11 protein-coding genes and 1 rRNA gene are annotated in these 14,944 nt (G+C 64.1%); 2 read left to right on the top strand and 10 right to left on the bottom strand.

The features are described 5' to 3' along the window. Positions 1-6: 6 nt before the first annotated feature. The 7 genes from M3A49_RS34545 to coq7 all read right to left on the bottom strand — a co-directional run bounded on the left by M3A49_RS34545 (position 7) and on the right by coq7 (position 7,688). A complete protein-coding gene (locus M3A49_RS34545; RefSeq protein ID WP_266232913.1) occupies positions 7-1,443 on the bottom strand; it encodes a UDP-N-acetylmuramoyl-tripeptide--D-alanyl-D-alanine ligase in 1,437 nt (478 codons plus the stop codon). Further along, the gene (locus M3A49_RS34540) at positions 1,440-2,990 is read right to left on the bottom strand and encodes a UDP-N-acetylmuramoyl-L-alanyl-D-glutamate--2,6-diaminopimelate ligase (RefSeq protein ID WP_266232912.1); all 1,551 of its coding nucleotides are present in this window, start codon (positions 2,988-2,990) and stop codon (positions 1,440-1,442) included. The genes M3A49_RS34545 and M3A49_RS34540 overlap by 4 nt, the downstream gene beginning before the upstream one ends. Beyond that, entirely contained in the window at positions 2,987-4,879 is a 1,893-nt protein-coding gene (locus tag M3A49_RS34535; protein WP_266232911.1) for a peptidoglycan D,D-transpeptidase FtsI family protein, read from the bottom strand. The genes M3A49_RS34540 and M3A49_RS34535 overlap by 4 nt, the downstream gene beginning before the upstream one ends. Next, positions 4,876-5,232 carry a cell division protein FtsL gene (gene ftsL / locus M3A49_RS34530; protein ID WP_254356881.1) on the bottom strand — a complete coding sequence of 119 codons (357 nt, stop codon included), beginning with the start codon at positions 5,230-5,232 and terminating at the stop codon, positions 4,876-4,878. Before ftsL ends, M3A49_RS34535 begins: the two co-directional genes overlap by 4 nt. Then, entirely contained in the window at positions 5,229-6,182 is a 954-nt protein-coding gene (rsmH, locus tag M3A49_RS34525; protein ID WP_266232910.1) for a 16S rRNA (cytosine(1402)-N(4))-methyltransferase RsmH, read from the bottom strand. The genes ftsL and rsmH overlap by 4 nt, the downstream gene beginning before the upstream one ends. 17 nt (positions 6,183-6,199) lie before the next feature. Next, the gene (gene mraZ, locus M3A49_RS34520) at positions 6,200-6,628 is read right to left on the bottom strand and encodes a division/cell wall cluster transcriptional repressor MraZ (protein ID WP_028207782.1); all 429 of its coding nucleotides are present in this window, start codon (positions 6,626-6,628) and stop codon (positions 6,200-6,202) included. 397 nt (positions 6,629-7,025) lie between these two features. Further along, positions 7,026-7,688 (bottom strand): 2-polyprenyl-3-methyl-6-methoxy-1,4-benzoquinone monooxygenase, encoded by a 663-nt coding sequence (coq7, locus tag M3A49_RS34515; protein ID WP_254356883.1) that lies wholly within the window; start codon positions 7,686-7,688, stop codon positions 7,026-7,028. Between the two features lie 306 nt (positions 7,689-7,994). On the opposite strand from coq7, the gene M3A49_RS34510 reads away from it, so the two are divergent. Beyond that, entirely contained in the window at positions 7,995-9,194 is a 1,200-nt protein-coding gene (locus M3A49_RS34510) for a porin (protein ID WP_266232909.1), read from the top strand. A 168-nt stretch (positions 9,195-9,362) separates the two neighbouring features. Here the strand turns inward: M3A49_RS34510 and M3A49_RS34505 are convergent, their stop codons facing one another. Beyond that, positions 9,363-11,036, bottom strand: coding sequence for a long-chain fatty acid--CoA ligase (locus M3A49_RS34505; RefSeq protein ID WP_266232908.1), 1,674 nt, complete (start codon positions 11,034-11,036; stop codon positions 9,363-9,365). 147 nt (positions 11,037-11,183) lie between these two features. Continuing rightward, a complete protein-coding gene (locus M3A49_RS34500; RefSeq protein ID WP_266232907.1) occupies positions 11,184-13,262 on the bottom strand; it encodes a molybdopterin-containing oxidoreductase family protein in 2,079 nt (692 codons plus the stop codon). Positions 13,263-13,441: 179 nt separating this feature from the next. On the opposite strand from M3A49_RS34500, the gene M3A49_RS34495 reads away from it, so the two are divergent. Further along, a complete protein-coding gene (locus M3A49_RS34495; RefSeq protein WP_266232906.1) occupies positions 13,442-14,635 on the top strand; it encodes a M20 aminoacylase family protein in 1,194 nt (397 codons plus the stop codon). Positions 14,636-14,761: 126 nt separating this feature from the next. Here the strand turns inward: M3A49_RS34495 and rrf are convergent. Then, positions 14,762-14,875, bottom strand: a 5S ribosomal RNA gene (gene rrf / locus M3A49_RS34490). Positions 14,876-14,944: the final 69 nt, after the last annotated feature.

The following is a 14,944-nucleotide window of genomic DNA, read 5'->3' as shown; positions in this document are numbered from 1 at the left end:
CGTATTTCAGTGCGCACCGGACTTGGCGTCCGGCGCAGGGTTTTGCGGATTCGCTTTCGGGCTCGTCAATGCCGCCACCACGCGTTCCATCTGCATGAAGCGCGAGCCTTTCACGAGAATCGTTGCGCCAGCGCCGTAACCGGCACCAGCCAGCGCTTGCACGAGTTCGCCCACGTCGGCGGCATGCAGCGCCTGAGCGCCGAACGCCGCCGCGCTGTCACGCGCCGCGTCGCCGAGCGTGTAGAGCGCGTCGATGCCGCGTTCCTTCGCGTAAGCGCCCACCTCGCGATGAAATGCGGGACCGTCGTCGCCGACTTCGCCCATGTCTGCGAGCACGAGTACGCGCGGCGACACGCGCGAAGCCAGCACGTCGATCGCCGCACGCACCGAATCGGGATTCGCGTTGTAGGTGTCGTCGATCACCGTCGCGCCCGTCAGCTCGCCAAGCGCCGCGCGCTTCACCTGCAAGCGGCCCTTCACCGGCTCGAACGCCTCGAGCCCGCGGCCGATCGCTTCGAGCGACACGCCCGACGCCATCGCCGCCGCCGTGGCCGCGAGCGCGTTGCGCGCGTTGTGCGCGCCCAGCACCTTCAACTCCACCTCGAGATGGCCTTCCGGCGTCGCGATCGCGAGACGGTTGCCCCCGAGCTTGTCGACGAGCTTGCCGGTGACTGCCGCTTCAACCGCACTCGTATCCGTATGCAACGCGAAGTCGAGAATGCGCGAACCCGTGGCCGCCACGCGCCAGATGCTCGCGTAGGCATCGTCGGCGGGAAACACCGCCACGCCCGTGGGCTTGAGCGCGTGAATCACGCTCGCATGCTCGAGCGCGACGGCTTCCACCGTCGCCATGAATTCCTGATGCTCGCGCTGCGCGTTGTTCACCACCGCGACCGTCGGCTCGGCGAATTTCGCGAGCAACTCGGTCTCGCCCGGGTGATTCATGCCGAGTTCGACCACCGCCAGCTGATGAGCGCCGCTCAAACGCAGCAACGTTAACGGCACGCCGATGTCGTTATTGAGGTTTCCGGTGGTCGCGAGACGCAAATTTTCTCCAACGGCCGCCGCAAAGATCGACGCGATCATTTCCTTGACCGTCGTCTTGCCGTTGCTGCCCGTCACGGCGACGAGCGGCATCGAGAAGCGGCGGCGCCAGCCGCGCGCGAGTGCGCCGAGCGCCTTGCGCGTGTCGTCCACGCGCAGCGCGGGAATGCGCCAGTCGCCGGGACTGCGCGAAACGAGCGCCGCGCTCACGTGGCGGTTCGCGACCTCGCCGAGAAAGTCGTGCGCGTCGAAGCGGTCGCCCTTGAGCGCGACGAAGAGATCGCCCGGGCCCGTGGTGCGGCTGTCGGTCGAAATGCGCTCGAACGTGGCGTTCTCGTCGCCGAGGACGCTCGCGCCGGGAATCAGCGCCGCGGCTTCCCGCAGGGAAAGCATCGTCATTCACCACCTCCGCGCCCGTGCGTGGCACGGGCGGCGAGTGCAAGCCGCGCGTGGTCCTGGTCGGAGAACGCGCGCTTCTTGCCCATGATTTCCTGGGTCGCCTCGTGGCCTTTGCCGGCCAGCACGACGACGTCTTCGCGCGCCGCGCCGCGCACCGCTTGCAGGATCGCACTCGCGCGATCCTCGATGCGGCGCGCCTTCGCGGCGTCGCGCATGCCTTGTGCGATCTGCTCGATGATCGCGGCCGGCGATTCGCTGCGCGGGTTATCGCTCGTCACGACGACCTGGTCGGCGATGCGTTCCGCGATCGCCCCCATGAGCGGGCGCTTGGTCGCGTCGCGATCGCCGCCGCAGCCGAACATGCAGATGAGCTGGCCGCCGCGTGCGGCTGCCATCGGGCGCAGCGCCTCGAGCGTTTTTTCGAGCGCGTCCGGCGTATGCGCGTAATCGATCACGACAAGCGGCTCGTCGTGATCGGCGCGGCCGCCAAGACGCTCCATGCGGCCGTTCACCGGCTGCAGCTTCGAGATCTCGTTGAGCGCCGCGACGAGCGGCACGTTCGCCGCAAGCAGCGCGCCGAGCACGCCGAGCAGATTGCTCACGTTGAAGAGGCCGAGAACATGCGCCTCGACTTGCGCCTCGCCCCAATCCGACGTTTCCAGATGGAACGCCGTGCCGGTGGCAGTCGCTCGCACGTCGCTCGCGCGCAGCCACGCGTCGGCGACGAGTGCGTCGGCGGCGGGCGTCGCCACGCTATACGCAATCGTGCGAGCCTTGCCGCGCGTCGCGGCGATCAGGCGGCGCCCCGCTGCGTCGTCGGCGTTGACGATCGCGGCGCGCAGGCCCGGCCATGCGAACAGCCGCGCCTTCGCGGCCTCGTAGGCCTCGAAGGTGTGGTGATAGTCGAGATGGTCCTGCGTGAGATTCGTGAAGACGGCGATGTCGAACGAGGTCCCGTTCACGCGGCCTTGATGCAGCGCGTGCGAGGAGACTTCCATCGCAATCGCCTGTGCGCCAGCGCTGCGCAATTGCGCGAGGCTGCGTTGCAGTTGCGGCGCGTCGGGCGTGGTGAAGCCCGTATGCACGAGCTGGCCCGGAAAGCCCGTGCCCAGCGTGCCGACGATCGCGCACTTCTGGCCGATCGCCGTGAACGCCGAAGCGATCCACTGGCTGCACGACGTCTTGCCGTTCGTGCCCGTCACGCCGACGACGAGCATGGCATCGCTCGGGTCGCCATACCAGCCGCTGGCGATTTCCCCTGCGAGCACGTCGAGCTGCGGGACGGCCAGCGCAATCGACGCGTCGAGCTGTTCGCCCGCGTAACCCTCCGGCTGATACAGCGCGGCTGCGGCGCCACGCTCGATCGCATTGGCGATGTGCGGGCGGTTGTCCGCGCCCTCGACGGCGTAGGCGAGAAACACGTCGCCCGGCTTGAGCGAGCGCGTGTCGGCGTGCAGGCCGGCTGCGGGCGCGACGTGCGCGCGCAGCCATGCGAGCGCGTCCGCGATCTGCCGGTGCGCGGGATGCTGGGTGCGCGTGGCGTTCATCGGACGACTCCGGGTCGATTTTTCGCGTTGTCCGCGACGGTCATGTGATGCGCGGCTGCGGCGCTTTTCGCGGCGCTCGTGTTCGCCACGTGCTTCACAGGCGCAGCGGGCGCGTTCGCGACGGCCGGGGCCGAGGCGGCGCCGCTGTTGTCCTCGACAACGAGCTGCTTCACCGGCATGTCCGGCGGCACGTTGAGCGAGCGCAGCGTATCGCCGACGATGCCCGAGAACACCGGACCCGATACCGCGCCGCCGAAGTGGCTGCCGGCCGTCGGTTCGTCGACCGTGACGGCCACGACGATGCGCGGGTTCGGCATCGGCGCCATGCCGACGAACGACGCGCGGTACTTCGAATGATCGTAGCCGTGCGGGCCGTGCTTGTACGCCGTACCGGACTTGCCGCCCACGCGGTAGCCGGGCACGGCGGCGTCGGGCGAGGTGCCGTCCTTCGACACCACGCTCTCCAGCATCGTGCGCACTTCACGCGCCGTGGTCGGCGCGAAGACCTGGGTGCCCTGCACCGGCTGCATGTCGCCCGGGTGACGGAAGATCGTGACCGGCAGAATCTGGCCGTCGTGCGCGATCGCCGTGTACGCGCGCGCAAGCTGGAACAGCGAAACGGAGAGGCCGTAGCCGTAGGACATCGTCGCCTGCTCGATGCGGCGCCAGCTTTTCCACGGACGCAAACGGCCCGCCGCCGCGCCGGGAAACCCGACCTTCGGCGCCTGACCGAGACCGATGCTGGTGTACATGTCCCACATTTCTTCGGGCTTGAGCGTCATCGCGATCTTGGTCGCGCCGATGTTGCTCGACTTCTGGATCACGCCACCGACCGTGAGGACGCCGAACGCTGCGTCGTCGGTGATGGTCGCGCCGTCGAGCGTGAAGTGCCCCGGGCCCGTATCCACCAGTGTACTCGGCGAGACGCGGTGCAGATCCAGCGCGAGCGACACCGTGAAGGGCTTCATGATCGAGCCCGGCTCGAACACATCGGTGAGAATGCGGTTGCGCAACTGCTCGCCCGTGAGGTGCGTGCGGTCGTTCGGGTTGTAGGTCGGATAGTTCACGAGCGCGAGCACTTCGCCCGTGCGCACGTCGACCACCATCGCGGCGCCGGCCTTGGCCTTGAACTTCTCGACGGCGGCTTTCAGGTTCGAATAGGCGATGTACTGAATCTTGCTGTCGATCGACAGTTCGACATCCTTGCCATCGTGGGGCACGACTGTTTCGTCGACATCCTCGACGATGTGGCCCATGCGGTCCTTGATGACGTGGCGAATGCCCGGCACGCCCGCGAGCACTTTCTGGTCCGACAGCTCGACGCCTTCCTGGCCTTCGTCCTCGACGTTGGTGAAACCGATCAAGTGCGCGGTGACGTCGCCTTCCGGATAGAAGCGCTTGTATTCGTTGCGCTGGTAAATGCCCGGGATGTCGAGCGCCGTCACTTTCTGCGCGACGTCGAGCGGCACCTGGCGCTTCACGTAGACGAACGTCTTGTCTTCGGAGAGCTTCGCGCGCAGCTCCTTCGTATTCATACCGAGCAGCGCGCCGAGCTGGTTGAGCTTGTCGGCGCCGAGATCATCGGGCACGGCTTCGGGAATCGCCCAGATCGCGCGCACGGGCAGACTCGTGGCGAGCACGAGACCGTTACGGTCGAGAATCTTGCCGCGCGTGGCCGGCAGCTCGATCGTGCGCTGGTAGCGGCTTTCGCCCTGCTTCTGATAGAACGCGTTGCCCGGGCCCTGAATCCAGAACGCGCGCGCGGCGAGCGCGACGAACGCCATAAAGAGCAAGAACACGACGAGCTTCGAGCGCCACATCGGCAGGCGTACGGAGAGAATGGGATTGGCGCTGAAGGCGACGCTCTTGCGACGATTGTCCTTTTTCATCGCGTGCCTCCGCGGCGCCCAGGCGTGGGAGCGGCGCCCTGCGGGGGCGCCGAGGTCGGCACGGGTGCGTCGACGGCGGTTGCGCTGCCGGGCGCGAGCGTCAGATATTGCGTGCGTCCGGTCGTGACGGGCTGCATCTTGAGCGAGTCGGTGGCGATCTGTTCGATGCGCGACGTTCTCGACAGCGCGCTCTGCTGATATTGAAGCTGTGCGTAGTCCTGCTGAAGCTGATGCTCCTGCGACTGCGCGCGTTGCAACTGGATGAAGATCTGACGCTGCTGATTGGTGGCGTTCACGACGGAAAGCGCGCACCCCATGACGACGATCAGCAGGAAGATGTTCAGACGATTCATGGCGTGATGCGCTCCGCGGTGCGCATCACGGCCGAGCGGGCGCGCGGGTTCGCGGCGACTTCCTCGTCGCTCGCGAACACGCGGCCGAGCAGCTTGAGCGGCGGGCTCGGCAGATCGACGGCGCGGATCGGCAGACGGCGGTCCACCGCCGGCGCGCTCGCGTGCGCCTGCATGAACCGCTTGACGATCCGGTCTTCGAGCGAATGAAAGCTGATGACCACCAGCCGCCCCCCCTGTTCCAGCAACGACAGTGCTGCTTCTAGAACGACCTGCAGCTCCGCAAGCTCTTGATTGACGTGAATCCGTATAGCTTGAAAGGTGCGGGTTGCCGGGTCCTTACCCTTCTCACGGGTTTTGACGACGTTAGCCACGATTTGGGCAAGCTCGCCCGTGCTGTCGAGAGGCCCGAGACGGTCGGACTCTGCCCGGCGAGCAACAAGCGCCTTTGCAATCTGAAAAGCAAACCGTTCTTCCCCATAATCCCGAATTACCTCCGTCAGTTCCTGCAACGTGGCCCGAGCGAGCCAGTCAGCGGCGGACTCGCCGCGCGTCGGGTCCATCCGCATGTCGAGCGGGCCATCCGCGCGGAAACTGAAACCGCGCTGCGGATCGTCGACTTGCGGCGACGACACGCCAAGGTCCAGCAATATTCCCGACACACGCCCTACCCCGCGCGACGCGAGCTCGTCGCGCAGCGAAGCAAAACTCTCATGCACGATCGAAAACCGCGCGTCGTTCACGGTTTGCGCCGTCGCGATCGCCAGCGGGTCCTTGTCGAACGCGATCAGGCGCCCGGTCTCGCCGAGACGCCCGAGGATCGCGCGACTGTGCCCACCGCGACCGAACGTGCCGTCCACATAGACGCCGTCCGCGCGCGTGATCAGCGCGTTCACCGCTTCGTCTAGCAGCACCGTGCGATGCTGCAGTCCCTGTCCCATCGCAGATGCCATAGCTTTTTGAACCGCGATCAGAACGTGAAATTTTTCAAGGCGTCGGGCATGCCCTGCGCCATCGCCGCCTGTTCCTTGGCGGCGTAGGTCTGCGCATCCCACAACTCAAAATGACTACCCATGCCGAGCAGCATGACTTCCTTTTCCATTCCCGCTGCCAGACGCAATTCAGGTGAGACGAGCACGCGGCCCGCACTGTCGACATCGACGTCGGACGCATTGCCCAGAAAAATGCGGCGCCACCAGTGCGCATCCATCGGCAAGGCGGCGACCTTCGAGCGAAACACTTCCCATTCGGGGCGCGGAAATAGCAACAGGCAGCCGTCCGGGTGCTTGGTGATCGTCACCCGTCCTTCTGCCTGTTGTTGCAGCGCCTCCCGATAGCGAGACGGAATCGACATCCGTCCTTTCGCATCGAGTGTTAGCGCCGACGCCCCCTGGAACAATTTGCTCCCCCCAAATGCGGCGCTTTTCGCCGCCCGCCTAAATCCCGGAAAATCTACCTGAATGCGCGCCTGAAATCACACAAAAATACACTTTCTCACACTGTCTCCCACTTTAGAGGAACGCCCAACGAGGGTCAAGGGAGACCGGACGTTTTTTGACGAAATTTATCCGCTAGAACAAGGACTTAGCGGCACTTGTTGAAGTCGGGACAAAAGCCAAAAACCGTTATGAATGAATGAGCTAACGCAGGTTCTGAAGGTGATACGTGAAAAGCGCGGCGATAAACGGCCTATGGCGGGATCGAGCGGGGGGCTTGCGGGGATTAAAACCGGACTGAAAGCTCTGAAAGATTAATCCGGTTTGGGCCGACAGCGATTGTCGGCCCAAACCCATTAATCAGATGTAGTAGGCCGTGCGCGTCATGACTTTCGATGCTACACGCATTAGCGAACGCACCGGCAAAGGCAATTCGGCTCCGCCCAGATCGGCGGCCGATTTTGCGTGCGAGATTTCATCGGCGCGCATTTGCTCGACGACTGCGCGCGACTCGAGATCGGCGGGCGGCAGGCTGTCGAGGTGGCTGTCGAGATGATGCTCGACCTGGCGCTCGGTTTCGGCCATGAAGCCGAGGCTCACCTTGTCGCCGAGGCGGCCGGCGGCGAAACCGATCGCGAGCGCGCCTGCGTACCAGAGCGGGTTAAGCAGGCTCGGACGCGAGTCGAGCGCCTGCAGCCGGCGCGAGGTCCACGCGAGGTGATCCTCTTCTTCGCGCGCGGCCTGCTCGAAGGCAGCCTTGAGCGAGGGCGAGCGCGCCGAGATTTTCTGCGCCTGATACAGCGCCTGTGCGCACACTTCGCCGACGTGGTTGACGCGCATGAGGCCGGCGGCGTGCGTGCGCTCGGCAGGCGTGAGTTCACTGCCGGCGGGTACGGCATCGCCCTCGGGCGTCACTTCGATGGTAACGGGGGAAGGCTGCGGCATCGGTCGCGTCATGCGCGACACGCCGGTGAGAGAGCGCAGGCCCCGGTCGAATTCGGTAATCAAGTCGTCTAGCGTCATCCAGCCTCCCTTTCATTTCGTTTGCGAGCCGGATTTGTCGCTCGCCCGGACTGCCCTTTCACCACTACACAAACTCACGGACATCCGTCAATCCGGGGCAGCGCCGATAGATAGCCGCACATTCTAGACCATGTTGTGTAAACGAAACAGGTACTTAGCGAGGCCCTGGCTTTTCCTTTGTGACTATTAACCCTTTTGTTACATTACGTGCAACTTCTCGCGAAGTTAGAAGGACAGGACCCCGCACTATAAAAAACTGGTCCCGTTAAAAGACGCAAAAGATTCGCAAACACTGGAGATCATTCAATGAAGAAGTCGCTTCTCGCGCTGGCTGCGCTGGGCGCGTTCGCGGGCGTTGCTCACGCTCAGAGCAGCGTCACGCTGTACGGCATCATCGACGAAGGTTTCAACATCAACACGAATTCGGGTGGCCATCACCTGTACAACCTGTCGAGCGGCGTTCTGCAAGGCAGCCGTTTCGGCCTGCGCGGCGCTGAAGACCTCGGCGGCGGCCTGAAGGCAGTCTTCGTGTTGGAAAACGGCTTCGACGTGAACAACGGCAAGCTCGGCCAGGGTGGCCTGCTGTTCGGCCGTCAAGCGTACGTCGGCCTCTCGAGCTCGCAGTTCGGCACGGTCACGCTGGGTCGCCAGTACGATTCCGTCGTCGACTATGTCGGCCCGCTCGAAGTAGGCGACCAGTGGGGCGGCTACATCGCAGCTCACCCGGATGACCTCGACAACTTCAACAATGCCTACCGTACGAACAACACGATCAAGTTCACCAGCGCGAACTACGCTGGTCTGACGTTCGGCGGCACCTACAGCTTCGGTGGCCAGGCTGGCAACTTCACGGGTAATCAAATCTGGTCGTTGGGCGCTGGCTATAACAACGGCCCCCTCGTTCTCGGCGTTGGCTACCTGAACGCACGCACGCCGTCGGCTTCTGGCGGTATGTTCAACACCGGCAGCACCCCGACGACGCCGCCGACCGCAGCGGTGAGCAGCTCGACGACTCCCGTGTATTCCGGCTTCCAGACGGCCAACACGTACCAGGTCATCGGTGCAGGTGGCGCATACACGTTCGGCGCAGCAACGTTCGGCCTGACGTACTCGAACATCAGCTTCCGCAACCTCGGCGCTGTCGCGATCACCGGCACGCCGGCTTACCAGCGCGGCGCGAACGCCACGTTCAACAACGTCGAAGCGAACTTCAAGTACCAGTTCACGCCGGCCCTGCTCGCAGGCTTCGCGTTCGACTACACGGACGGCCGCAGCGTCGCCCTGGCGAACGGCTCGAGCAACAGCGGCGCGAAGTACTTCCAGTACGCGCTGGGCACGGACTACTTCCTGTCGAAGCGCACGGACGTCTACCTGATCGGCGTCTACCAGCACGCTACGGGCACGAACTCGAACGATGTCGCAGCTGTCGCTTCGATCAACAACCTGACCGCGTCGTCGACCAACAACGTGTTCACGGCTCGCGTCGGTATCCGTCACAAGTTCTAAGAAGAACAGTCGCTGTAATCTCGAAGGCGCCTCCGGGCGCCTTTTTTCTTTGGTGCGTTTTGTCGTTTCGCCACAGTGCGCACGCCCCCCAAAAAAAACGGCCTGCCCTCGATGTGCAGGCCGCTTTTCGCATGTGACTCGCCAGCCTTTCGCTTCGCTTTTGCGTTTTCAGGCGCGACCGTCGCGCAGCTCTCGGCGCAGGATCTTGCCGACATTGCTCTTGGGTAGGTCGTTGCGGAACTCGATGATCTTCGGCCGCTTGTAGCCGGTGAGCTGCGTCTTGCAGTACTCGAACACGTCCTTGTCGGTGAGCGCCGGGTCTTTCTTGACGATATAGAGCTTCACCGCCTCGCCCGAATTCTGGTCCGGCACGCCCACCGCCGCCACCTCGAAGACACCCGGCAACTTGGCCACGACATCCTCGACTTCGTTCGGGTAAACATTGAAGCCCGAGACCAGAATCATGTCCTTCTTGCGGTCGACGAGCTTGATGTAGCCGCGCGCGTTGATGAGACCGATGTCGCCCGACTTGAAGTAGCCGTCCGGCGTCATGACCTTCGCGGTTTCTTCTGGCCGCTGCCAGTAGCCCGCCATCACCTGCGGCCCGCGGATGCAGATCTCGCCGGCCTCGCCGATCGGCAGTTCGTTGCCGGTGTCGTCGCGAATCGAGATTTCGGTGGAAGGCAGCGGCAAGCCGATCGTGCCGGTGTATTCCGTCGCCGTGACCGGATTGCAGGTCACGCTGGGCGAGGTTTCCGAGAGGCCATAGCCTTCGACGATCGGCGTATGCGTGCGCTCGTACCAGCGCCTGGCTACCGCTTCCTGCACCGCCATACCGCCGCCGTTTGCAACGAGCAGGTGCGTGAAGTCCAGATTGCCGAATTCCGGATGGTTGAGCATCGCGTTGTAGAGCGTGTTTACCGCGGGGAAACACGTGATCGAATAGCCGCGCAGTTCCTTGATCATGCCGGCGATATCGCGCGGATTCGGAATCAGGATCGCGAGACCACCGGTGCGCAGCGTCAGCAGCCCGCAAACGGTCAACGCAAACACGTGATACAGCGGCAGCGCCGCAACCGTCACCGGTTGTGTGCCGGACGGCAATTTCGCAAGCGCGGGCTCGGTCCATGCCGCCGACTGCAGCACGTTGGCGATCAGGTTGCTGTGCAGCAGCGTCGCACCCTTGGCCACGCCGGTCGTGCCGCCCGTGTACTGAAGGAAGGCGACGTCCTCGGGCGTCTGCTCGACGCGCTTGAAGCCTTGGCGCGCGCCTTCGGCGAGCGCGTCGTTGAAGCGCACGTGGCCGGGCAGGTTCCAGGCGGGCACCATCTTCTTCACGCTTCGCACGACGAAGTTGACGATGAAGCCCTTCGCGCCAAGGAGATCGCCCATCGCCGCGACCAGCACGTGCTTCACGCGCGTATTGGCGACCACCGCGCTTACCGTCCCGGCGAAATTCTCGAGGACGACGATCGCCTCGGCGCCGCTGTCCTTCAACTGGTGTTCGAGTTCGCGCGGCGTGTAGAGCGGGTTCACGTTCACGACGACGTATCCCGCGCGCAGCACTGCAGCGAGCGCGACCGGGTACTGGAGCACGTTGGGCATCATGAGCGCGATGCGCGCGCCTCGTACGATGCCGCGCGCCTGGAACCACGCTGCCAGACGCTGGGAGAGCTGGTCCAGTTCGCCATAGGTGAGCATCTTGCCCATGCAGGCGAAAGCGGGCTTTGCACGGAATTCGCTGAAGCTCTCCTCGAGCAGCGCAGTGATGGACGCGTAACGGCTCGCGTCGATTTCAGCGGGAACGCCGGGCGGGTACGATTTCAGCCAGACTTTTTCCATGCAGCGTCTCCTCCTGGATTTTTCGAATGGTCGTGCTAAAAAATGGATCGTAGCATGGCGACGCAGCTTTTATGTCAGCAAATCAGCGAGTTAGAAAGGCCCCTCGAACGCGTGTTGGGGGGCCGCTAACGGTAGCATGAGGCGCTTTCAGGCGCGCTCGACCTCGACGAGGCAATCGTAGAAAGTCGCCGAGCCGCCAAGGTCGGTGAGCGCCTGGCTCGTCACTTCGTTGGCGTTGCGGCCGTCTGGCGCAAGCTTCTTCCACCAGATAGACAGACCCACCACGAGGCCGCTGCGTGCCCGATCGGTCACACGCGCTCGTGCGCGCATCGAGCCGCGGTCGTTGAACACGCGCACCTCGTCGCCGTCGGCAATCTCGCGATGGGCGGCGTCGGCCGGATGGAGGTCCACGTGCGGCTCCCCTTCTGTCGCGCGCAGACTCTCAACGTTCACGAAGGTGCTGTTCAGGAAGTTGCGCGCAGGCGGCGAGATCATCGCGAGCGGATAACGCGCGGCGAGTTCGGGCGCGCCGTCCGCCGACTCGTACGGCGGCAGGTAATCGGGCAGCGGATCGAGCCCGGCCTTCGCAAGCGCCTCGCTGTGGAACTCGCACTTGCCCGTGGGCGTGCGAAAACCGCCGTTCGCGAACGGCGCTTCGGCAATGTTCAGCTTCAGCCAGCCTTCGCGCTTGAGCGCCGCCCAGTCGGCGCCGCCCAGCGCGGGATCGCTCCAGTCGAATGCGTGGGCTGCCACGTTTTCGTCGCTTTCGAACAGGGCCGGCTCGGTCAGGCCCATCGCGCGCGCGATGGAACGGAAGATTTCGGTATTCGGCCGCGCCTCGCCAACGGGCGCGATGGCAGGCAAGTTCGCCATGACGTGCGTATGGCCGTACGACTTGTGGACGTCGAGATGTTCGAGCTGGGTCGTGGCAGGCAGCAGCAGGTCTGCGTAATCGGCGGTGTCGGTCTGGAACTGCTCGAGCACGATCGTAAAGAGGTCCTCGCGCGCAAAGCCAGCCGCGACCTTCGCCGACTCGGGCGCAACCGCAACCGGATTCGAGTTGTAGACGACGATCGCTTCGACTTTCGGTCCGAATGCGGCGTCGCCTGCGTGCGTGAGCGCATCGCCAATCTGGTTCATGTTGACGATGCGCGGCTGATGCTGCGGCCAGCCCGGGATCAGATCCGGACGCTGGAGCGCGTTGGCATCGACAGGTGCCCAGCCCGACGACGAAAGCAGTACGCCGCCCGCGCGCTCGCGCCACGCGCCCGTCAAAGCGGGCAGGCAGGCGATGGCGCGCACGGCGTTGCCGCCGCCGCGCACGCGCTGCAGGCCATAGTTCATGCGAATCGCCGCTTTGCGCGTCGAGGCGTAGAGATGCGCGAGATCGACGACGACCTGTTCCTCGATGCCGCAGATTGCGGCGACGCGTGCGGGCGTGTAGGTGAGTGCACGCGCCTTCAGCGCTTCGAAGCCGTGCGTGTGGGCCGCAATGTAATCGTGATCGAGACGGTCCTCGGTGATCAGCACGTGCATCATCCCGAGCGCGAGCGCGCCGTCCGTGCCGGGCTTGAGCGCAATGTGCTGATGGCACTTCTCGGCCGTCAGCGAGCGATAGGGGTCGATCGCGATCAGCTTCGCGCCGTTGCGTTTCGCTTCCTGCGCGCGGGTCCAGAAGTGCAGGTTCGACGCGATCGGGTTGGCGCCCCAGATCAGGATCACTTCGCTTTCCGCGAAATACTCGGTGAGCATGCCGAGGCTCGCGCCGAACGTATAACGCAGGCCTGCGGCGCCCGCGGCCGCGCAGATCGCGCGATCGAGACGCGATGCGCCGAGCTTGTGAAAGAAGCGCTGGGCGATGCTATCGCCCTGGACGAGTCCCATCGTGCCGGCATAGCTGTACGGCAGGATCGCTTCGGGCGCGCGCTGCGCGATTTCGCCGAGGCGTTCGGCTGCAAGGCGACAGGCTTCGTCCCAGTTGATCGGCTCGAAACGCCCTTCCCCCTTGCGCCCCACACGCTTCATCGGCTGCGTCAGACGCTTCGGATGATGGACACGCTCGGCATAGCGGGTCACCTTCGTGCACAGCACGCCTTGCGTGGGCGGGTGGTCGGGGTCGCCGCTCACCTTGATCGCCCGGCCGTTTTCGACCGTCACGCGCATCGCGCAGGTATCGGGACAATCGTGCGGGCAAACTGCACGGGCAATTTCGGCTGAGGCGTTCATCGGAAATCCGTGGGTGAGGCGTTTTGTCGTAAGAGCGATTTTATTATGTTCGGGGTGCGCGCCCTGTACGCGCCCTGTGGGTTGGCGCGAAAAAAAAGGTTCGGCGTAGAATGGTCCGTCTAGACCCGGCTAATTTTGGAGACAAAGGCCGGGCGCCCACTTTTTGAGCACCGCCCGCCATGAAACTGATTCCGGAAATCCAGGCCGCCCAAGGCGAAATTCAGGGCCTCCGACGAACAATCCACGCGCATCCCGAACTGCGCTACGAAGAAACCCAGACCTCCGACCTCGTTGCGGAGAAGCTCACGGAATGGGGCATCGATGTGCATCGCGGCATGGGCAGGACCGGCGTGGTCGGCGTGCTCAAACGCGGCACCGGCAAACGGATGGTCGGATTGCGCGCCGATATGGACGCGTTGCCGATCCAGGAACTCAACACGTTCGATCATCGCTCGCGCAACGAAGGCAAGATGCACGCGTGCGGCCATGACGGCCATACAGCGATGCTGCTTGGCGCGGCGCAATATCTTGCGCGGCACGGTCAGTTCGACGGCACGATTGTCTTCATTTTCCAGCCCGCCGAAGAAGGCGGCGCAGGCGCGAAAGCCATGATCGAAGATGGCCTCTTCAAACGGTTTCCTGTGGACGCCGTTTTCGGTATCCACAACTGGCCGGGCATGCCGGCTGGCTACTTCGGCGTGACCGAAGGGCCGATTATGGCCTCGAGCAACGAATTCCGCATTGAAATCCAGGGCGTAGGTTCGCATGCCGCGTTGCCGCACAATGGCCGCGATCCGGTCTTCACGGCGGTGCAGCTCGCGAACGGGTTGCAGAGCATCATCACGCGCAACAAGAAGCCGCTCGATACGGCAGTGCTCTCGATCACACAGATTCATGCGGGCGATGCGGTCAACGTGGTGCCGAATACGGCCTGGATCGCGGGAACGGTGCGTACCTTCACGACGGAAACGCTGGATCTGATCGAATCGCGACTGCGCAAGATCGCCGGGAGCACGGCTGAAGCGTACGACTGCTCGGTGGACATCACCTTCCATCGCAACTATCCGCCGACGGTGAACAGCAGCACGGAGGCGCAGTTTGCCGCGGAGGTCATGCGTGAGGTGGTCGGCGCCGATCACGTCGACGCGAACGTCGAGCCGACCATGGGCGCCGAGGACTTCTCGTTCATGCTGCTGGAGAAGCCTGGGTGCTACGCGTTTCTCGGCAACGGCGAAGGCGGCCACCGGGATGCAGGACACGGCGCAGGCCCTTGCATGCTGCACAACGCGAGCTATGACTTCAACGATCAACTGCTGCCGGTGGGGTCGTCGTTTTGGGTACATCTGGCGACGAAATTTCTGGCTCAGCAGTAATTCGAGGCACCAATGCAAAAAGCCGTCCATTGGACGGCTTTCTTGTTTTCCGCATCCGAAGCCCAAACGCCAGAACCCCGGTGCTCTTTGGGAGACACCGGGGTTCTGGACGTTACAGCATAAGGAGCCTGACGATTACCTACTTTCACACGGGCAATCCGCACTATCATCGGCGTGGAGCTGTTTCACGGTCCTGTTCGGGATGGGAAGGGGTGGGACCAGCTCGCTATGGTCATCAGGCATGACGGGTTGCTGCGTCGCAGGGTTCTGCGCCACAGCCAATCGGGAAGAAGCGTAAAGAGGTGTTGC

It is taken from the genome of Paraburkholderia sp. CNPSo 3076 (assembly GCF_026343935.1).
GTDB lineage: Bacteria > Pseudomonadota > Gammaproteobacteria > Burkholderiales > Burkholderiaceae > Paraburkholderia > Paraburkholderia nodosa.
This window is presented reverse-complemented; position numbering and strand designations above follow the sequence as displayed.